Source organism: Thalassotalea fonticola (assembly GCF_032911225.1).
GTDB classification, from domain to species: Bacteria; Pseudomonadota; Gammaproteobacteria; order Enterobacterales; family Alteromonadaceae; genus Thalassotalea_A; species Thalassotalea_A fonticola.
In genome coordinates this window covers 4673713-4692509 of record NZ_CP136600.1, presented here as the reverse complement: position 1 = coordinate 4692509, position 18797 = coordinate 4673713, and the positions used below count along the sequence as shown (strand labels likewise).

At 40.4% G+C, this 18797-nt stretch carries 20 protein-coding genes; 5 read left to right on the top strand and 15 right to left on the bottom strand.

All coding sequences use genetic code 11. The features are described 5' to 3' along the window. Positions 1 to 63 precede the first annotated feature (63 nt). A complete protein-coding gene (wecA, locus tag RI844_RS19430; protein ID WP_348396293.1) occupies positions 64 to 1125 on the bottom strand; it encodes a UDP-N-acetylglucosamine--undecaprenyl-phosphate N-acetylglucosaminephosphotransferase in 1062 nt (353 codons plus the stop codon). Between the two features lie 470 nt (positions 1126 to 1595). On the opposite strand from wecA, the gene RI844_RS19425 reads away from it, so the two are divergent. Continuing rightward, positions 1596 to 3089 carry a peptide MFS transporter gene (locus RI844_RS19425; protein WP_348396292.1) on the top strand — a complete coding sequence of 498 codons (1494 nt, stop codon included), beginning with the start codon at positions 1596 to 1598 and terminating at the stop codon, positions 3087 to 3089. Positions 3090 to 3447: 358 nt separating this feature from the next. On the opposite strand, the gene RI844_RS19420 is transcribed toward RI844_RS19425, so the two are convergent. Genes RI844_RS19420 through ribH form a run of 4 tightly spaced genes read right to left on the bottom strand, consistent with a single transcriptional unit; the run spans position 3448 to position 5837 of the window. Then, entirely contained in the window at positions 3448 to 3921 is a 474-nt protein-coding gene (locus RI844_RS19420; RefSeq protein WP_348396291.1) for a phosphatidylglycerophosphatase A family protein, read from the bottom strand. 33 nt (positions 3922 to 3954) lie between these two features. Next, positions 3955 to 4923, bottom strand: coding sequence for a thiamine-phosphate kinase (gene thiL / locus RI844_RS19415; protein WP_348396290.1), 969 nt, complete (start codon positions 4921 to 4923; stop codon positions 3955 to 3957). Positions 4924 to 4943: 20 nt separating this feature from the next. Next, positions 4944 to 5360, bottom strand: a complete 417-nt coding sequence (gene nusB, locus RI844_RS19410; protein WP_348396289.1) for a transcription antitermination factor NusB — start codon at positions 5358 to 5360, stop codon at positions 4944 to 4946. A gap of 12 nt (positions 5361 to 5372) precedes the next feature. Continuing rightward, complete coding sequence (gene ribH / locus RI844_RS19405; protein ID WP_348390456.1) at positions 5373 to 5837, bottom strand: 6,7-dimethyl-8-ribityllumazine synthase; 465 nt, start codon at positions 5835 to 5837, stop codon at positions 5373 to 5375. Between the two features lie 152 nt (positions 5838 to 5989). Between ribH and RI844_RS19400 the strand changes: the two genes are divergently transcribed. Further along, entirely contained in the window at positions 5990 to 6298 is a 309-nt protein-coding gene (locus RI844_RS19400; protein WP_348396288.1) for a DUF6170 family protein, read from the top strand. Positions 6299 to 6425: 127 nt separating this feature from the next. Here the strand turns inward: RI844_RS19400 and RI844_RS19395 are convergent, their stop codons facing one another. Continuing rightward, complete coding sequence (locus RI844_RS19395; protein ID WP_405054430.1) at positions 6426 to 8075, bottom strand: electron transfer flavoprotein-ubiquinone oxidoreductase; 1650 nt, start codon at positions 8073 to 8075, stop codon at positions 6426 to 6428. A gap of 297 nt (positions 8076 to 8372) precedes the next feature. Between RI844_RS19395 and RI844_RS19390 the strand changes: the two genes are divergently transcribed. The 3 genes from RI844_RS19390 to RI844_RS19380 all read left to right on the top strand — a co-directional run bounded on the left by RI844_RS19390 (position 8373) and on the right by RI844_RS19380 (position 10540). After that, on the top strand, positions 8373 to 9122 hold the full coding sequence (locus tag RI844_RS19390; RefSeq protein WP_348396287.1) for an electron transfer flavoprotein subunit beta/FixA family protein: 750 nt from the start codon (positions 8373 to 8375) through the stop codon (positions 9120 to 9122). Beyond that, positions 9122 to 10048, top strand: coding sequence for an electron transfer flavoprotein subunit alpha/FixB family protein (locus RI844_RS19385; protein WP_348396286.1), 927 nt, complete (start codon positions 9122 to 9124; stop codon positions 10046 to 10048). Before RI844_RS19390 ends, RI844_RS19385 begins: the two co-directional genes overlap by 1 nt. Positions 10049 to 10204: 156 nt before the next feature. Further along, entirely contained in the window at positions 10205 to 10540 is a 336-nt protein-coding gene (locus RI844_RS19380) for an SUI1 family translation initiation factor (RefSeq protein ID WP_348396285.1), read from the top strand. A 32-nt stretch (positions 10541 to 10572) separates the two neighbouring features. Here RI844_RS19380 and RI844_RS19375 read toward each other — a convergent pair whose 3' ends face one another. The 9 genes from RI844_RS19375 to RI844_RS19335 form a co-directional block, all read right to left on the bottom strand. Then, positions 10573 to 11184 carry a fumarylacetoacetate hydrolase family protein gene (locus RI844_RS19375; RefSeq protein ID WP_348396284.1) on the bottom strand — a complete coding sequence of 204 codons (612 nt, stop codon included), beginning with the start codon at positions 11182 to 11184 and terminating at the stop codon, positions 10573 to 10575. 74 nt (positions 11185 to 11258) lie between these two features. Continuing rightward, positions 11259 to 12251 (bottom strand): amidohydrolase family protein, encoded by a 993-nt coding sequence (locus RI844_RS19370; protein WP_348396283.1) that lies wholly within the window; start codon positions 12249 to 12251, stop codon positions 11259 to 11261. Positions 12252 to 12308: 57 nt separating this feature from the next. Further along, positions 12309 to 12845 (bottom strand): 3-hydroxyanthranilate 3,4-dioxygenase, encoded by a 537-nt coding sequence (locus tag RI844_RS19365; RefSeq protein ID WP_348396282.1) that lies wholly within the window; start codon positions 12843 to 12845, stop codon positions 12309 to 12311. A 45-nt stretch (positions 12846 to 12890) separates the two neighbouring features. Beyond that, positions 12891 to 13322: a RidA family protein gene (locus tag RI844_RS19360; RefSeq protein WP_348396281.1), complete on the bottom strand. Its 432-nt coding sequence runs from the start codon at positions 13320 to 13322 to the stop codon at positions 12891 to 12893. 43 nt (positions 13323 to 13365) lie between these two features. Next, positions 13366 to 14157, bottom strand: coding sequence for a 2-keto-4-pentenoate hydratase (locus RI844_RS19355; RefSeq protein WP_348396280.1), 792 nt, complete (start codon positions 14155 to 14157; stop codon positions 13366 to 13368). Positions 14158 to 14159: 2 nt separating this feature from the next. Next, positions 14160 to 15239 (bottom strand): 4-hydroxy-2-oxovalerate aldolase, encoded by a 1080-nt coding sequence (dmpG, locus tag RI844_RS19350; RefSeq protein WP_348396279.1) that lies wholly within the window; start codon positions 15237 to 15239, stop codon positions 14160 to 14162. Between the two features lie 9 nt (positions 15240 to 15248). Beyond that, positions 15249 to 16229, bottom strand: a complete 981-nt coding sequence (locus RI844_RS19345; protein ID WP_348396278.1) for an acetaldehyde dehydrogenase (acetylating) — start codon at positions 16227 to 16229, stop codon at positions 15249 to 15251. After that, positions 16222 to 17058 carry a 2-keto-4-pentenoate hydratase gene (gene mhpD / locus RI844_RS19340; RefSeq protein WP_348396277.1) on the bottom strand — a complete coding sequence of 279 codons (837 nt, stop codon included), beginning with the start codon at positions 17056 to 17058 and terminating at the stop codon, positions 16222 to 16224. The genes RI844_RS19345 and mhpD overlap by 8 nt, the downstream gene beginning before the upstream one ends. Positions 17059 to 17123: 65 nt before the next feature. Then, positions 17124 to 18602: a 2-hydroxymuconic semialdehyde dehydrogenase gene (locus RI844_RS19335; RefSeq protein ID WP_348396276.1), complete on the bottom strand. Its 1479-nt coding sequence runs from the start codon at positions 18600 to 18602 to the stop codon at positions 17124 to 17126. Positions 18603 to 18797: the final 195 nt, after the last annotated feature.

Below are 18797 nucleotides of genomic sequence, written 5' to 3'. Positions count from 1 at the left end.
ATGAGAATGCAAAAATCTTCCATCCTAAAGTATTCTTAACAGAATGTTTTACATAAAGAAATATTATTTGGGTACTTTGATAAAGTAATTTAACGCTTTGGTACTTCTAAACACACCATGATAAATAGCAAATATGGCTAAAAACAGCGCAAACATTAAGCTTTCTGGGACTAAATAAATTTCACCTAGTATACCAACAGCGCTCAAAATAGCGGCGATAAAAGATATAATTATTAAAGTTTGACGTTGATTATACCCCAAGCGTAATAGTATGTGGTGGATATGATCTCGGTCGGGCTTAAGCGGTGAAACACCTTTTTTAACGCGACGAATAACAATAGCCAACATATCCATTAACGGGATAGCCGTTAAGTATAATGCGGTAACAGCATTAAATGAGCGAAGCTCTCCTTGTGATCCTTCTGACAACAACCAAACTACGCTTAAACCAATAAACATAGAGCCCGCGTCACCCATAAATATTTTTCTGCTCTTGCCTTCAGGAATGCCTAGGTTAAATAATAAATAGGGAAAAATAGCAGTGGCAAGAATAAGAGCATAACTAATATAACCTTCATGCCCTTGGTAGATAAAGAGAACAGAAATGCCTGCAAAGGTATTAATGCTTAAAGAACCGACAAGGCCATCTATGCCGTCAATCATATTAAAAGCATTAATTGCAACAATTATGGCAAAGTAAGTGAACGGAATGCCCAGCCAACCTAAATCAATTTCACCTAACGCGAATACATTACCCAAATCGTGGATATATGCACCAACACCGTAAATCATTAAACTGGCGATTATTAGCTGGCCAACTAAGCGAACACCTACGCTTAAATCGTATTTATCATCTACTGCACCAATAAATACCATCATAGCGGATGCAATAAGGTACAAGCGAAGTTCTTGAGTATTAGGTAACCAAATAGTTGTTGCAACTAAAACAGCTAAAAAAATTGATATACCGCCAATAAGAGGAACATTACCGTTGTGTAATTTTCTTGCTGTTGGGGTGTCAACTAAACCGAATTCTAGAGCTAAAGGTTTGATAACTTTGATTGCTACAAAAGCAAAAAGAAAGGCTGTACAAGCTGGATATATTAATACTGAGAAATCAAACACTAGTTTTCATTCTCACATTTAAGCTGTAACTGATACCAAAGATAAATCTGCTCCACTGGATTTTAAATAAATCCATTTATTATTATTTTAATTTACTAAAACTTTAAAATTAAATCTACATTCATTTTTTAAGGTCGAATAAATAATAGCAGGGATTTATATTTTTGCTGAATATACATAAATTTAAGTAAACAGCATTAATTGGGCGGAATTATAGATAATTTCAACTCAACATTAAAGAGGAAATAGATATTAATTTGTAATTTTTGTGTAAGCAATTTTCAATAAACTTATAATTTTAAATCATTTCATTACTAAAAATTTCATTAATTGTACAAATATACATTTAAATGTTTACAGAAAACTTTATACGAATTGTTACAGTTTGACTAACTTCTCTTGCATTTACTTTTTCCGGTAGGTATAACCATTGTGTTTTTAAAATTATAAGAAGTTATATAGGAAGTTAAATGTCTAATTCGAATATGGGGCCTAATGCGGGCAGTATGTTTGGTCACCCGAAAGGTTTGTTCTTACTTTTTGGTACCGAAATGTGGGAACGTATGAGTTACTACGGTATGCGTGGTATTTTTGTACTTTACTTGGTAGCGTTTGCCGGCAGTTTTGGCTGGGATATGGCCTACTTTGGTATCGACCCAACGGCGGCTGATGCCGAAAAGCTTTTCAACACAGCAATTCAATCTAAAGCACTTGGTATTTTAGGTATCTATGCATTCTTCGTTTATGTGACCCCTGTACTAGGTGGTTGGATGGCCGATAATGTTTGGGGCCAACGTAAGTCAATCATTGTTGGTGGCTTATTAATGATGGTAGGTCAATTTTTCCTAGGTACGCCGCACAGCTTTATTTCTGGTATGGAAGTGCCTTTTTTATGGATAGGTCTTGTATTCCTTATTGTTGGTAACGGTTTCTTCAAGCCAAACATCTCTACTATGGTTGGTGATTTATATGAAGAAGGCGATAAGCGTCGTGATGCCGCGTTTACTATCTTCTACATGGGTATCAACTTAGGTTCTATCTTAGGTTACTTAGTTGTTGGTACTATCGGTGAGAAAGTTAATTACCAATATGGTTTCCTAGTTGCCGGTGTTGGTATGCTTGTTGGTGTACTATTACAACTCGCTCTTTCGAGTAAGTACTTAGGTAATGTTGGTGTTGAACCATCTGCTAAACAAACTACAGGTAAAACTGCTGCATCAAATGCGCCACTAACGTCAGAAGAGCGTGACCGTGTTAAAGTTATCTTAATTATGTCGTTTTTCACCATTATTTTCTGGTTAGGTTTCGAGCAAGCTGCAGGTTCAATGAACCTTTTTGCTAAATATAAAACTGATTTAGTATTTTTTGGTTGGGAAATGCCAGCATCATGGTTACAAACAGTAAACCCTATTTTTGTAATTATATTAGCGCCAATATTTGCAGCTATGTGGTTAAAAATGGGCGCTGCCGAACCAAATTCGCCGAAGAAATTTGCCATGGGTATGTTTTTCTTAGGCCTTGGTTTTATCTCAATGGTAATGGCTGCATTACAAATTGGTGATGTTGACGGTGCTAAAGCACACGTTATTTGGTTAGTATTAGCTTATTTATTCCATACTATGGGTGAGTTATGTTTATCGCCAATCGGTCTTTCAATGGTAACTAAGCTAGCACCTCTAAAATATACTTCATTATTAATGGGTATGTGGTTCTTCTTCTCAGGTGTTGGTAACTACTTAGCTGCATGGGTTGGTCAAATGGTTGGTGAAACTGGTCCATTACAAGCCTTTTCTGGTGTTGCAATTATGGCATTTTTGGCTGGTATAATGTTATGGCTGTTAAGTGACAAACTAGTCGATTGGATGCATGGCGCAGAAGATTCACACCCGCAAGACTTAGAAGAAAAGTTCGAAGAAGAAATGTCTGTTACAGGTACTCACGAAGGTATTTCTGAAAAGCATTAAGCTGACAATCGCCTTGGCGTCCCGTATTTGATACGGGATCTGAACGACTAATAGTTTATTTTAAACGGAAGCTTGTCTTCCGTTTTTTATTGCCTTTTTTTTGACAGGGTCTCTGGCAACCATGCTCAACAATAACTACTCAATAGCCGCTCCCTGCGTTACTCTATCTCCTACTCCCATGAGCGCGATGACGTTTTTTTTATCAGGAAAATTCACAACGTCCTCACGACGAAAGTCGAGATCTTCTTTAGTATTATTGAGCGTTAGTAACTAACGACATAGTCACGATGTTGCAGGTTGTGCTTTCAAGACAATAATGGATAGGCTAATTACGGCGTTCGCTGTACGACTCTGGCTTTTAAAAAACCGAGTGCATGAGTACGCAGGCTAAAATACCAGCGATAATGTCGTCAAGCATGATACCGAAGCCACCGCCTACTTTTTTGTCTGCAATGGATATAGGCCAAGGCTTGGCAATATCAAGAATACGAAAGAATATAAAACCGACAATAATTGATTGCCAGGTGGCAGGAACAGCAATCATGGTAATGAAAAAGCCTGCTATTTCATCCCATACAATAGCGCCATGATCGTGTACACCTGCATCTTTTGATGCTTTGTCACATATCCAAATACCGATAATTGAGATAAAGATTGTTATTGCAATAAATGCGTTTAATGAAAGTTGTGAACATAAAAGGTATAGAGGTATAGCGGCCAGTGTGCCCATAGTGCCTGGAGCTTTAGGGCTTAAACCACTGCCAAAGCCTAAGGCTAAAAAGTGCACTGGGTTTTTTATATTAAATAATTCACTGGCACTTTTTTTGGTCATGGTATGCTCGTCTGATGATTGGCGTTAAGTATTTTATGCATTCATTGAGAAATGTTCAAAACCTACTTTTTTCACCGTAAACGGTTTCTTTTTGTAGTTAAGGCTAATTTCTTCTGAGGTATTTAATTGGCCGATACAGTTAAACTCAACATTTGCATGAGCCATTGCGGTTTCAATGCCAACTTTATTAGTAGCGGGTACTGAGAATATTAATTGATAATCATCGCCTGAAGTTAATGCCATATTAATGGCATCTTCAGGCTCTAAGTTATCTGTGAGTGCTTTTGATAACGGGATATCTTCAACATTAATTGATATTCCTAATGTAGATGCACGGCAAATATGGCTTAAATCAGCTAATAACCCATCAGATACATCGATAGCAGAAGTGGCAAACTCACGGATCATTTGTCCAACCAATACTTGTGGTTGTGGATAATCGAGCTTGGCTTTTACCTTGGCAAAGTCACTGTCATTTAAGTTTATTTGACCGTTAATTGCGGCCAACGCTAAACCTGCATCACCGAAATTACCTGTCACAAACAAGTAGTCGCCATTTTGCGCTCCATTTCGACACAGTGCTTTATCTTCTGGAACTAAACCTTGCGCGGTAATGGTAATGCTCAAAGGGCCTTGCGTAGTATCGCCGCCAATGAGTTGCACATTAAAGTATTCTGTTAACTCAAACATGCCGGCGGTAAATTCACGCAACCATTCTTCATCAACCTCAGGCAAGGTAATGGCAACTGAGATCCAAGCAGGCTCGGCTCCCATAGCAGCTATGTCGCTTAAATTTACCGCGACTGCTTTATGGCCAATGGCCCGAGCAGGAGTATCTAGAGGGAAGTGAACACCGGCAACTAAAGTGTCGGTGGTAACCGCGATAAGCTTGTTATCGTTCGCGCGAATAAGTGCACAGTCGTCACCTATTCCAATTGCAACGTCTTTACGGCTCACAGGCTGAGCAGTAAAGAACTCCTTAATAAGTTCAAATTCTTTCATAAGTTTGAATGAGTTAACTACTATTCTTCCGGGCGAAATGTTTTTACGACTTTATCAAGTACGCCATTAACAAATTTATGGCTGTCGTCTGCTGCAAATGCTTTTGCAAGCTCAATAGCTTCATTGATTACGACTTTATATGGAACTTCTTTACAATCACGGAGTTCGAAAATACCAACTCGTAGAATAGCCTTTTCAACGTGATCGACTTCTTCAAGAGGACGATCTACAAGTGGTCGAATGGCGTCATCAATTTCACCAACATTTGTGGCAACACCACGTAACAGTTGTGAAAAATATTCAGCATCAAAACGACGTTTAGCGTTGTCAGCAATAAAATTTGCTTCTACTTCACTAATATCGTTTTGAGTTAATTGCCATGAATAAATTGCTTGTACGGCAATTTCACGGGCTTTTCTTCTAGGAGTTGGTTTCACTAAGCTTTCCGCCTATAGTTGATCTAAAACGTTTACCATTTCTAAGGCACTTAGGGCAGCTTCTGCGCCTTTGTTACCCGCTTTGGTACCTGAACGTTCGATCGCTTGTTCAATTGAATCTACAGTAATAACACCAAATGCAACTGGGATATCAAATTCCATAGCAACTTGCGCTAAACCTTTGTTACATTCACCGGCAACAAAATCAAAATGTGGTGTACCACCACGAATTACTGCACCAATAGCAATAACTGCGTCATATCCGCCTTTAGCCGCAATGCGTTTTGCTGCAACAGGTAATTCATATGCTCCAGGAACACGAACAATAGTAATATCTGCATCCGCAACATTACCGTGACGTTTAAGTGCGTCAACGGCACCTTCTAATAAGCTTTCTACTACAAAGCTGTTAAAACGTGAAACAACAATGGCAAATTTTTTGCCCGACGCTACAAATGAGCCTTCAATTACATTCATTTTTATTAACCTGTTTAAAAAATTGGCGCAATTCTAACAAAGATCAAATTAATAAGGTACTCAAAATTTTGTTTTCTCATCCTTTTTAATTAGTTTGCGACAAGTTTTGTCTTTGTTACAATGGCAACCTCATTTATTTTAGACGATAGATCATGAAATTCTATTTTTCTTCAAATCAATTTCCACAACTGCAACAATTTGATTTTCGCAGTCGCCAAGAAATTATTAGTTTAGCGACATCTAAGTTGTCACCTTTAGCTAAGTTTGTGTTAAACCTTTTGAAAATGGCGATTTTAATACCACCATTTTTTATGTTAGCAAATGTTCAATCTTGGTACTTTTTGATACCTTTGGTGTTTGTTCTGGTAGGTTATTTCATTGTTCTTAGGCCATTATCATTATTGTTTATTGATAAGCACTTAGAAAAGTCGATTAGTCAATTTGAGCGTGATAATAGTTAACAGCTTATGTCTTCGATAGCGTCCTAATAAATTAGGACCAACCGTTTCTCGTTTCTCGTTTCTCGTTTCTAAAGTATTAAAACAAAAAAAGCGCCGGCGGCGCTTTTGTTATTAAATATGTTTAAATTTACATATTCGGGTAATTCGGTCCACCAGTACCTTCAGGTGTAACCCAGGTAATGTTTTGGCTTGGGTCTTTAATGTCACAGGTTTTACAGTGAATACAGTTTTGTGAGTTGATCACAAACTTCTTGTCCCCTGCTTCATCCTCTTCCACTTCGTATACGCCAGCTGGACAATACAGTTGTGCCGGCTCTGCATATTTCGCTAAGTTAACTGAAATAGGAATAGACATGTCAGCTAATTTTAAGTGACAAGGCTGTTCTTCTTCGTGGTTAGTGTTTGATAAAAATACCGAGCTTAATTTATCAAAGCTGAGTACACCATCAGGTTTAGCGTAGTTTATAACTGGGCATTCTGAAGCAAGTTTTAATGATTCATGATCATAGCTGTTATCGCTAAAGTTGAATGGTAATTTACCACCGAAGAAGTTTTGGTCGACAGTATTGTACGCGCCGCCTAAGAAGGTGCCTAGCTTATGCATTACCGCGCCAAAGTTACGAGTATTGTAGAGCTCATCGTATAACCAAGATGCTTTAAAGTTGTCAGTGAAAGCAGTTAAGTCATTGCCGCCTTCATCACCAGCGGCAATAGCATTGAAAATAGTTTCGCCAGCTAACATGCCCGACTTCATTGCAGTGTGATTACCTTTAATTTTGGCAAAGTTAATCGTACCAGCATCACAACCGACCATTACAGCACCTGGCATAGTCATTTTAGGCAAGGAGTTAAAACCACCTTTTGCAATAGCACGAGCGCCGTAAGATACCCGCTTACCGCCTTTAAGGTATTGTGAAAATTTCGGATGATGTTTTAGCTTTTGAAATTCATCAAACGGGCTTAAATGCGGGTTTGAATAATTTAAATCAATAATTAAACCAACAAATACTTGATTGTTTTCAGCGTGGTATAAGTAACCGCCACCAGTGGTATCGCCTGTTAAAGGCCAGCCGGCAGAATGAACGACTAAACCTTCTTGATGAAGTTCAGGGTCAATGTCCCAAATTTCTTTAAAGCCAATGCCGTAGTGTTGCGGCTGTTTACCCGCATCAAGGTCAAACTTATTGATAAGTTCTTTACCTAAATGACCACGACAACCTTCAGCAAATACTGTGTACTTAGCACGTAGTTCCATGCCAGGCATGTATGAATCTTTTTGATTACCTTCAGCGTCTAAGCCCATGTCACCAGTGATAATACCGGCAACCTTACCGTCTTCATAAATTACCTCTTGTGCTGGGAAACCCGGGAATATTTCAACACCCATGCCTTCTGCTTGCTCGGCTAACCAACGACATACATTGCCCATAGAAACAATATAGTTACCATGGTTATGCATAGTTTTTGGAACAGAGAAGTTAGGTAATTTAATGCCTTTTTCGCTGCTGTTTAATAAATATATATCATCGCCGTTAACTGGCGTGTTTAGGGGCGCACCGCGTTCTTTCCAATCGGGAAAAAGTTCATTCATTGAACGTGGTTCAAGTACTGCACCTGAAAGAATGTGAGCACCAACTTCAGAGCCTTTTTCAACAACACAGACCATTAATTCCTGGTCTTTTTCTTGTGCCATTTGCATTAATTTACATGCTGTAGATAAACCTGATGGGCCTGCACCCACGATCACAACATCAAATTCCATCGATTCACGTTCCACGCGATTCCCCTTATATTTTATTTGTTTCTTGAAAATATTATTAATTCTAATATGCTATTTATAGCATTTAATGACAATCAAACCTATGCAAAATAGGTAATAATGTTGCCGAAAGTCACATTTTATGTAAGTTAACATTGACGTTTCGTAATGCAATGAGTAATCTTCCACCAACAAAAATTTAAACGCTTGTTTAAATAATTTAAAACAGTTGTTTGAATTTTACCATAAATATTTTAATATAAATGCAATACAACAGGAATTAACTACCACTTTTGGTAAATAACAGAGGTATCTATGAAAGTACTTGTTCCGATCAAACGCGTAATTGACTATAACGTCAAAGTTCGTGTTAAGCCTGATAATTCAAACGTTGATTTAACCAACGTTAAAATGGCAATCAATCCATTCTGTGAAATTGCAGTTGAAGAAGCTGTACGTTTAAAAGAAGCTGGTGTTGCAACAGAAATCGTTGCTGTGTCTATTGGTGACAAGTCTTGCCAAGAGCAATTACGTACAGCATTAGCACTAGGTGCTGATCGTGCGATTCAAATTGATACAGACCAAAACCTAGATTCAATTAACGTTGCTAAGCTTTTACAAAAAGTTGTGGAAGAAGAGCAACCGCAACTTGTTTTACTTGGTAAGCAAGCAATTGACTCAGACAATAACCAAACGGGTCAAATGTTAGGGGCACTAACAGGTATGCCACAAGGTACATTTGCTTCAATCGTTAAAGTTGATGGCGATAAAGTTAATGTTACCCGTGAAGTAGATGGCGGATTACAAACTGTTGCGCTTAACCTTCCTGCGATCGTGACTACTGATTTACGTTTAAACGAACCACGTTATGCGTCTCTTCCTAACATCATGAAAGCTAAACGTAAGCCTTTAGACGTTAAAGCAGCTGCTGATTTTGGTATCGATTTAAGCCCGCGTACGACACTAATTAAGGTAACTCCTCCTGCTGAGCGTCAAGCCGGTATTATTGTTGAAACAATCGACGAGTTAGTAGAAAAATTAAGAAATGAAGCGAAGGTGATCTAATGTCTATTTTAGTAATTGCAGAACATGACAATGCAAGCCTTAAGGCTGACACATTAAAAACTGTTGCAGCTGCTGCTGCAATTGGTGGCGATATTCACGTACTAGTTGCTGGTGCTAACTGTTCTGCTGCTGCAGACGAAGCGGCAAAAGTTGCTGGTGTTAGTAAAGTATTAGTTGCTGACAACGCTGCCTATGAAAATCAACTTGCTGAAAACGTAAGTTTGTTAATCACTGAATTAGCGAGCGATTATGGTCACATTTTAGCAAATGCTTCAACGACTGGTAAAAACTTTATGCCACGCGTTGCCGCTTTACTAGATGTTGCGCAAATTTCAGAAATCATTGCAGTAGAAAGTGCAGACACATTCGTTCGCCCTATCTACGCAGGTAACGCTATTGCAACAGTACAATCTTTAGATGCAACTAAAGTTATCACTGTTCGTGCTACTGGTTTTGACGCAGTTGAAACTACTGGTTCTGCTGAAGTTGTTGCGTTAAGTAATGCTACAGTTGCCGGTACTTCAAGCTTTGTTGGTGCTGAACTTACAGTTTCAGAACGTCCAGACCTAGGTGCAGCAAGTGTTGTTATCTCTGGTGGTCGTGGTATGCAAAACGGTGAAAACTTCCATCTTCTTGACGGTATCGCTGATAAACTTGGCGCAGCTATTGGTGCATCACGTGCCGCTGTTGATGCTGGTTTCGTAGCGAACGACATGCAAGTTGGTCAAACGGGTAAAATCGTTGCCCCAGACTTATACATTGCTGTAGGTATTTCTGGTGCCATTCAGCATTTAGCTGGTATGAAAGACTCTAAGGTTATTGTTGCTATCAACAAAGATCCTGAAGCGCCTATCTTCCAAGTTGCTGATTACGGACTAGTTGCTGACTTGTTCGATGCTCTTCCAGAGCTTGAAGGCAAGCTATAAGCAGCAAATTACAAGCTTAAAACATGAAAAACCAATCTTACGATTGGTTTTTTTAATTCAGGGACTAATTAACTTAGAACTGCCATGGAAGGGAACAGTTCTGTTTTCGCTTTAAAAACGTTTATAATACCAATACTTTATTTTTGGAAATTCACTATGTCATCACTACAAGATCAATTATCTAACCTAGTTTATTCAACCGATGGCGGTCGCGTAAAAGAAGAAAAACCTAAAATGGACGTTACTCCATCAGACGGGTTTGCTCATGTACGCAGAGAAACCAAAGGCCGTAAAGGCAAAGGTGTGGTAACTATTACCGGTTTAGGCCTAGACGCTAAAGCGTTAAAAGTATTAGCGAAAAAACTTAAGCAAACCTGTGGCACCGGCGGTACTGTCGTAGGCGAAATCATTGAAATTCAGGGAGATAAACGCGATGTTATCAAAACCGTTTTAGAGAAAAACGGCTTTAAAGTTAAGTTTATTGGTGGCTAATAAAAGAACGGATTAAACTTGAGATATAACCGCTATTTAGCTGTCCATTGCTGGCTTAATAAAGTTATATCTCCTTGCAAAACTTTTGCAGAGAACACATCTCCGGCATTTATCTGACCAACCCCTTTTGGTGTGCCTGTCATCACAATATCGCCATCAACTAACTCAATAAATGAAGATAGTTCTTCCAATATTTGCATCGGTTTATACATCATTAATTCAACGCCGCCAGCTTGAATAACTTCGCCGTTAATACAAAGTTCTAATGATAACGAATCGTCAATACCATCTATAGCAACAAAATCACTTAAAACCGCAGCTCCATTAAATGCTTTCGCCCGCTCCCACGGTAAACCTTTCGCTTTTAATTTAGACTGCAAGCCACGTTTAGTCAGGTCAAGGCCAAAGCCAACGGCAACAAACTTACTGGCTTCAACTAAAAAGCATAGCTCACCTTCGTAATGTAATTGCTCTTGATGAAAGGCGTGCAACTCAGCTGATATTGCCGAATTAGGTTTATTAAATACCACCATATCATCTGGTACTTCATTACCTAATTCATGAATATGGTCGACATAATTTCGACCAATACACACCAGTTTTGAAGGGGTGATTTCTTTATTTGCAAAGTTAATCGTGTTCACTAACAGCCTCACTAACACTTGTAGAATTCAAAAGGATTCTAACCTACCTGAACTCGGATAATAACTACAATTTCTTATAAATTAAAGAATGACATTGCATTTTCACCAAGGATCTTTTGTTTCGAGCTTGCCGATAGCTGTTTATTTTCTCTAACTAACGTCCCTACTCGTTGTTCGCCCAGTGGAAATGGTGAATCTGAGCCAAGCATCACTCGGCCATCGCCCATAACATTTGTCAGTAACTGCAACGAGTCATCGCTGAATACTGCTGAGTCTACATAGAAACGTTCACAGTAAGAAGAAGGTAAATTAGGGCAATCTTGGCGAACAATATCGCGATGTTTCCAAGCATTATCTACACGACCAATTTGAAACGCAAAACTACCGCCACCATGAGCAAAACAAAGCTTTAAGTCTTTCGAAATTCGCTCAAATGCTCCCGATAAAATCAACGATAAAATAGATAGTTGAGTTTCTGCCGGCATAGCAACAAGCCATTGCAACATGTATTTAGGCATACGATCGCCACCTAACATATCCCAAGGGTGAACTAATACTGAGATATTTTCACTGGCACAGTGTTGTAAAAAAGTAACCAAGCCTTCATCGTCTAGATTTTTATCGCCGACATGATTACCAATTTGTACACCCACGTGGCCATTTTTAGCAGCACGGCTTACTTCTTCACAAGATCTATCAATATCTTGTAACGGCACCTGCGCCAACGCTTTTAAACGATTATGATCTTCACTGCACATTTCAAGCGCTAAATCGTTGAATATTTTCGCACATTCATGCGCTTGCTCAGCTGGTTTTGCATAAGAAAACAAAATTGGTGTGGCACTCATTATCTGAATATCAACATTGTCCCTATCCATTTCAGCCAAACGTACTTTTGGATCCCAACATGCTTCATATACTGGACGAAAATCTTTATTACCTTGCATAAGCATGGCTTTACCTGGTGTGGTATGTCTCATCGAAGGCCATTCACCACCACCAAACTTTTCAGCCAAATCTGGCCATTGTTTGGGTAAAAAATGTGTGTGCATATCTACTACTGACATGATATTTCCTCTCGTTCTATTATTCTTTTAAGTCAAAATGACTCTTTATCTTTGTTTTTACGCCGGGTGTATGGCATTACATTGAGGACATTTACGTAATGACTCATCGGCGGCAAACGCTTTAAATACGGGCTGTAGATCTTTAGATATATTCTTCAAGATCAGTTCTGCACGGTGCACCAGGTGATTACATTCCTGGCAATACCATTCAAATGCATCCTTTGCACCTTCTGGTCGTTTAGGCTCTATAACCAAGCACAAACTGCCTTCTTCCGGGCGCTGTGGTGAGTGGCGTACAAAGGGAGGTAGCAAAAATATGTCACCTTCTTTTAAATGCACTTCTTCTGGGCCATTAGCAGTCATTACTCGTAAAAAGGCATTCCCTTTAAATTGATAAAAAAACTCTTCTACCGGGTCAACATGGTAGTCGTAACGTTCATTAGGACCGCCAACTACAGTGACCATTAAATCGGCATCTTCCCAAATCAATTTGTTACTTACCGGTGGCTTTAACAGGTGTTCATGCTCTTTCAGCCATTGTTGAAAATTAAAACCACGTAAGCTGCTGACACTGTCAATTAATTCGTTACTCATCAAAAACTCCTAAATGCGTTTTCTAATCATTGCTAAATGCCGTTTTTATAAAGGCTTGTAAGCGACTACTTTTATTTCTATTAATAAATGTGGGTGCGGCAATTGATGTACGGCTACCGTTGTTCTGGCAGGGCCTGATTCATCAAAATACTCGCTATACACTTGGTTATATCCGGCAAAGTCATTCATATTAACTAAATAGCTGCTCACTTCGACTACGTTAGATAAGTCGGCGCCGGCGGCCTGTAAAATGTCGCTGATGTTATCTATCACGGCTCTGGTTTGTGCTTTAATCGACAAGTTGGTTGCCCCCATTTCATCGACATCAACACCAACAAAACTGTTATCGGGTAAACGTGAACTTGTACCTGACACATAAATAAAATCGCCAGCACGTTTGAAGTGAGGGAATTTCCCTCTAGGTTTTGCCTTGCCTTTAATTACTTGGCTATCATTTGGCTTGTTTGTAGTAGTCATAAATTGAACCTTAATTTGAACCTTAATGCTTGCTAGCAGTGAACTAATTTGCTGAAACGGTGAATTCTGCAACGCCTAATTTTTCGCAGTGCAATTTAATGTGCATGCCCGGCTTAATCGGTTGTGCTGCGGTCGCAGCGCCAGCAAGTACAATAGAGCCTGCAGGTAATACTTTTCCAGCTTCACCAGCAACTCGAGCTGCAGCGGCCAATGAACGATATGGATTACCTAAAATCGCCGCACTTGAACCAATTTCAACCGCATTGCCATCAAATTCCATCACCATGCCTAAATTTGAAATATCACCACCGGCTTGTTGCCACGCACCAATAGTGAAGCCTGAAGATGAACAATTATCGGCAACTACATCTTCTAAAGAAAACTTAAAGTTGTCATATCGTGAGTCAATAATTTCTAATGCCGGTGCAACAGCTTCTACCGCAGACATCACTTGTGTCAGGGTTAAGTTGCCGCTAAGCGGTTTCTTTAATAAAAAGGCAATTTCAGGCTCGACTCTGGCGTGAATAAATTTACTGATTGCCACTTCACCGCCCTCTTCAATAAACATCTCATCAGTAAGTGGCCCCCAAATCATGTCATCAACACCCATTTGGATCATTTTCGCGCGGCTGGTAAACCCCATTTTGATGCCAACTTGCTGCTCACCACGATCTAATCGACGTTGCAGTGATTTATCTTGTACTTGATAGGCTTCGGTAAGGCTAAGTTGATGGCCTTGGCCCGATAACTGGGCAATTGCAGTAGCATTAAATGCTGCATCATCCACTTGTTTAGCTAAGCTGGAAATCTTTTGCTCAAAGGTTAAATCAGTCATGGTTATGCTCTCTGCTTAATAATGTTTGCTTGTTGCTTTTTCAGCTTTAGTAAATCTAACGCGACATCTACGATCATATCTTCCTGGCCGCCAACCATTTTACGGTTGCCAAGCTCTACTAATATTTCACGAGTATCTAGGCCGTATGTTTTTGCGGCATGTTCAGCGTGTCTTAAAAAGCTTGAATACACACCGGCATAGCCCAGAGACAAGGTTTCGCGATCAACTTGTACTGGTCTGTCTTGCAGTGGACGAACAAGTTCATCGGCTGCATCCATTAACGTATAAAGATCGGTACCGTGGTCCCAGCCAAGACGAGCGGCGGCGGCAATAAACACTTCAAGAGGGGCATTACCCGCTCCAGCGCCCATACCGGCAAGTGATGCATCTATTCGGGTTACGCCATTCTGCGCAGCCACTATTGAGTTAGCTACGCCTAGTGATAAATTATGGTGGGCATGAATGCCAAGCTCAGTTTCAGGTTTAAGAACTTTTTTGTAAGCTTTTGCTCTAGCGGCGATGTCATCCATATTCATTGCACCGCCAGAATCAGTGATGTATACACATTGTGCGCCATATGATTCCATCAGTTTGGCTTGTTCAGCCAGTGCTGCTGGTTCACTCATATGAGACATCATTAAGAAACCGCAGGTGTCCATGCCAAGCTCTCGAGCATATTCTATATGCTGTTTCGAGACATCAGCTTCGGTACAGTGAGTAGCTACACGTACAGAGCGTACACCGCTATCCCATGCCCATTTTAGGTCTTCTTTTACCGCAATCCCCGGTAATATTAATGTGGTTAATTTCGTGTTTTCAATAACATCATTAACCGCTTCAATCCATTCTTTGTCGGTATGTGCACCAAAACCATAATTAAAGCTAGAGCCACCTAAACCATCACCGTGTGCCACTTCAATGGCATCAACACCAGCTTTATCTATGGCTTTTGCGATTGCTTGTACCTGGTCAATTGAATAGTTGTGGCGAATAGCATGCATGCCATCACGTAATGTCACATCTTGAATATATAGTTTTTTCGCCGCAGCGCTCTCAGTAGAATGAGCAGTAGAGTGAGTCATAATAAATCCTTAAGCGGGTACGCTGGTTGGTTGAGCATTGATGAATTTACATTCGGCAATGCGCTCGGCTGTACCTTGCGCCGCAGAAGTCATGATGTCTAAGTTGCCAGCATAAGCAGGCAAATAATGGGCAGCGCCTTCTACTTCTATAAATACTGAAGATTTAAGACCAGCAAAGTCGCCGTAACCAGGAATATGCAATGGCGCATCTTTCTCAAAACGTTCAAATTGCACGTGTTGTTTTAATCGATAGCCGGGTACATAGGATTGGACCTTCGCGACCATTTGTTCAACCGAGGCTTGAATTTCAGCTTCGCTAGTGCCAGCATCTTCAGGCAATTCGCTTAGTACTAAAACGGTGTCACGCATCATCATTGGCGGTTCCGCCGGGTTCATAATAATGATTGCTTTACCTTTTGCCGCGCCGCCAACTTGCTCAATTGCTTGAGAAGTGGTTTGCGTAAACTCATCAATATTAGCTCTTGTGCCAGGACCTGCAGATTTTGATGATATTGACGCAACAATTTCAGCATAATGAACTTTTGCGTGCTGACTAATCGCCGCCACCATAGGGATGGTAGCTTGGCCGCCGCACGTCACCATATTCACATTGCCCTGGGCAATATTTTCATCAATATTTACTACCGGCACTGTATAAGGACCAATCGCTGCCGGGGTTAAATCAATCACTTGTTTGTTATATTGTTGCAACACTTTATTATGATGTTGATGTGCTTTTGCTGATGTCGCATCAAAGACAATTTTAATCTCGGCAAATTCAGCTAAATTAACTAAGCCATCAATACCTTCATGCGTAGTCGCTACACCTAAGCGTTTTGCTCTGGCTAAACCATCAGAGTCTGGGTCAATACCGACCATAGCGGCCATTTCCAAATTCTTCGACGTGCGTAATATTTTTATCATCAGATCGGTACCAATATTACCCGAACCAATAATTGCTACTTTTACTTTTGCATTTGAATTAGTCATTAGTATTTTCCTTGCTTTGGTTCGCGGCAAAGGCAACTCGCACTGAGCCTAAACCCGATATACGAGTGTCAATAACATCACCTGGTGCAACTTGCACCATAGGTCCTAACGCGCCAGTTAGAATAATGTCACCGGCTTTTAATGGTGTGCCATTTTCAACAAACGTTTTCGCTAGCCATACTGCTGCGTTTAATGGGTTGCCTAAACAAGCTTGTCCGGCACCAGTAGAGACCTGCTCACCACGACGCTCCATTACCATGCCGCATAAACGTAGATCTAGATCGGTTAATGCAACAGGTTTACTGCCTAATACGAATAAACCTGAAGAGGCGTTATCGGCAATAGTGTCAACAATATTAATATTCCAATCGGCAATACGGCTGCCAACAATTTCAATGGCCGGCAAGGCATATGCAGTGGCATTAATGATGTCAACCACGGTAGGGTTAACTAGGTCGATATCATTTTTTAAAACCAGGGCAATTTCGGCTTCAACTTTTGGTTGTAGCACAGCATCGATTGCCACTGATTCACCATCACCAATAAACATATCGGCATACAGCACACCAAAGTCTGGTTGATCTACACCAAGTTGGCTTTGAACTGTTTGCGAGGTTAATCCGGCTTTTACGCCTACCGTTCTACGGCCTGATTGTTGCCAGTGCTGAGTGTTAATTTGTTGTACCGCATAAGCAGACTCTAAGCATTTATCAGTTAGTAAATCGCGAACTGGAGCACAAGGCTGGCCAGATTCATGCGCAGCTCGAATATTCGCCGCTGCTTTAATAACGTTTTCGTCTTGGCTTAATTTTGTTGCATTTGATGTCATAATAATTTCCTGACTCATTAAATTTTTAGTAAACTGTAATACATATATTCAAAGGCTTAGCAGTACTAAAGCTTGATACAAATATTGGTTGGCTCAGAATAGAAGTTCAGAGAATGTACGCCACCTTCACGGCCAACTCCTGATAACTTCATACCGCCAAATGGCGTTCTTAAATCGCGTAAATACCAAGAATTTACCCAACAGATACCAACATCCATTTGGCCAGCTACGCGATGAGCACGTTGTAAGTTAGTGGTCCACACAGTTGCCGCAAGACCGTAGTCGCTATCATTAGCCATAGCAACGGCTTCTTCTTCTTGGTCAAATGGGGTTATGTGGCAGACTGGGCCAAACACTTCCTCTTTTACAATTTTGCTTTGCTCAGACAAGCCAGTAAGAATTGTTGGTTGTACAAATGCGCCGTTATCGCGAGCATCATCAAATGTTGGTGCGCCGCCGCCAGTCACTACAGTTGCACCGTCATCAATAGCACTTTGGTAATAGGCAAGAACTTTATCGCGATGTTTATGTGAGATCACCGGCCCCATGTCGGTAGTTTCATCTAGAGGCCAGCCAATATTAAGCGCTTCAGCTTTTACTTTTAACGCTGCAACAAACTTGTCAAAAATAGACCGTTGTACGTATAAGCGTTCGGTACATAAACACACTTGTCCACCGTTGGTAAATACTGAACGGGCAGTACCGGCAACCGCTTCATCAAAGTCACAATCATCAAATATTATGCCGGCATTTTTACCGCCAAGTTCAAATGACAATGCTTTTACACCATCGGCTGAAGCTTTCATAATTGCCGAACCAGTACTTGACTCACCGGTAAAAGTAACCGCATCCACACCTTTATGGGTTGTTAAAAATTCTCCGGCAGATTTATGGCCAAAGCCATGCACTAGGTTAAACACACCTTTAGGTATGCCTGCATCGTGCATCACTTCAGCAAGCAATGTCGCGGTTGCCGGTGTTTCTTCTGAAGGCTTAGCAATAATTACATTGCCAGCCGCCATTGCCGGGGCAAGTTTCCAAGTCATTAATAACAATGGTAAATTCCAAGGAGCAATAACCGCAACCACGCCCAGCGGTTTATTAACCGCATAATTCAATGCGCCTTTACCATCGGGGGTGTCAGTATGAAAACATTCGGTAGATTGTGATTTCACCATATCGGCAAAAACTCTAAAGTTTGCCGCGCCGCGGGGAATATCGATAGTTCGGGCTTGGAAGAAAGATTTACCTGTATCAGCCATTTCAGCAGCAACAAACTCATCAAACCGAGCGTCAATACCGTCAGCCACTTTGTGTAATAACACACATCGCTGCTCTAGCGATAACTTACCCCATTCGCCATGAAGTGCAGCTTGTGCAGCGTTCACTGCTTGATCAACCATGATTTGATTTGCTTCTGCAACTTGGTTAATAACAGTGCCATCAACAGGATTCACATTATCAAATAGCTGGTCGCTGCTAACAAACTCGCCGCCGATGTAATTTTTTAAGACAGAACCTGCATGAGGTATAGTGTTTTTCATAAGTAGTGCTCTTTCTGGGCAGTATTTTTCAATACCCCTACTTTATTAAACCAAGACATAATAGAAAAATAATATTTACCACCTCAGATATAACAAAAAAGTTATTACTAGGGGGGGGTTATTAGCGTTGAAAATTAACCAGAGCTGTGCTCGAATAGCATCAATGAAGAACATGTAAAGCAAAGTCGAAATACA

Coding starts and splice junctions, on each gene's coding strand:
- RI844_RS19425 (WP_348396292.1), top strand. CDS start 1,596: ATGTCTAATTCGAATATGGGGCCTAATGCGGGCAGTATGTTTGGTCAC.
- RI844_RS19420 (WP_348396291.1), bottom strand. CDS start 3,921: ATGACCAAAAAAAGTGCCAGTGAATTATTTAATATAAAAAACCCAGTG.
- thiL (WP_348396290.1), bottom strand. CDS start 4,923: ATGAAAGAATTTGAACTTATTAAGGAGTTCTTTACTGCTCAGCCTGTG.
- ribH (WP_348390456.1), bottom strand. CDS start 5,837: ATGAATGTAATTGAAGGCTCATTTGTAGCGTCGGGCAAAAAATTTGCC.
- RI844_RS19400 (WP_348396288.1), top strand. CDS start 5,990: ATGAAATTCTATTTTTCTTCAAATCAATTTCCACAACTGCAACAATTT.
- RI844_RS19390 (WP_348396287.1), top strand. CDS start 8,373: ATGAAAGTACTTGTTCCGATCAAACGCGTAATTGACTATAACGTCAAA.
- RI844_RS19385 (WP_348396286.1), top strand. CDS start 9,122: ATGTCTATTTTAGTAATTGCAGAACATGACAATGCAAGCCTTAAGGCT.
- RI844_RS19380 (WP_348396285.1), top strand. CDS start 10,205: ATGTCATCACTACAAGATCAATTATCTAACCTAGTTTATTCAACCGAT.
- RI844_RS19370 (WP_348396283.1), bottom strand. CDS start 12,251: ATGTCAGTAGTAGATATGCACACACATTTTTTACCCAAACAATGGCCA.
- RI844_RS19365 (WP_348396282.1), bottom strand. CDS start 12,845: ATGAGTAACGAATTAATTGACAGTGTCAGCAGCTTACGTGGTTTTAAT.
- RI844_RS19360 (WP_348396281.1), bottom strand. CDS start 13,322: ATGACTACTACAAACAAGCCAAATGATAGCCAAGTAATTAAAGGCAAG.
- RI844_RS19355 (WP_348396280.1), bottom strand. CDS start 14,157: ATGACTGATTTAACCTTTGAGCAAAAGATTTCCAGCTTAGCTAAACAA.
- dmpG (WP_348396279.1), bottom strand. CDS start 15,239: ATGACTCACTCTACTGCTCATTCTACTGAGAGCGCTGCGGCGAAAAAA.
- RI844_RS19345 (WP_348396278.1), bottom strand. CDS start 16,229: ATGACTAATTCAAATGCAAAAGTAAAAGTAGCAATTATTGGTTCGGGT.
- mhpD (WP_348396277.1), bottom strand. CDS start 17,058: ATGACATCAAATGCAACAAAATTAAGCCAAGACGAAAACGTTATTAAA.
- RI844_RS19335 (WP_348396276.1), bottom strand. CDS start 18,602: ATGAAAAACACTATACCTCATGCAGGTTCTGTCTTAAAAAATTACATC.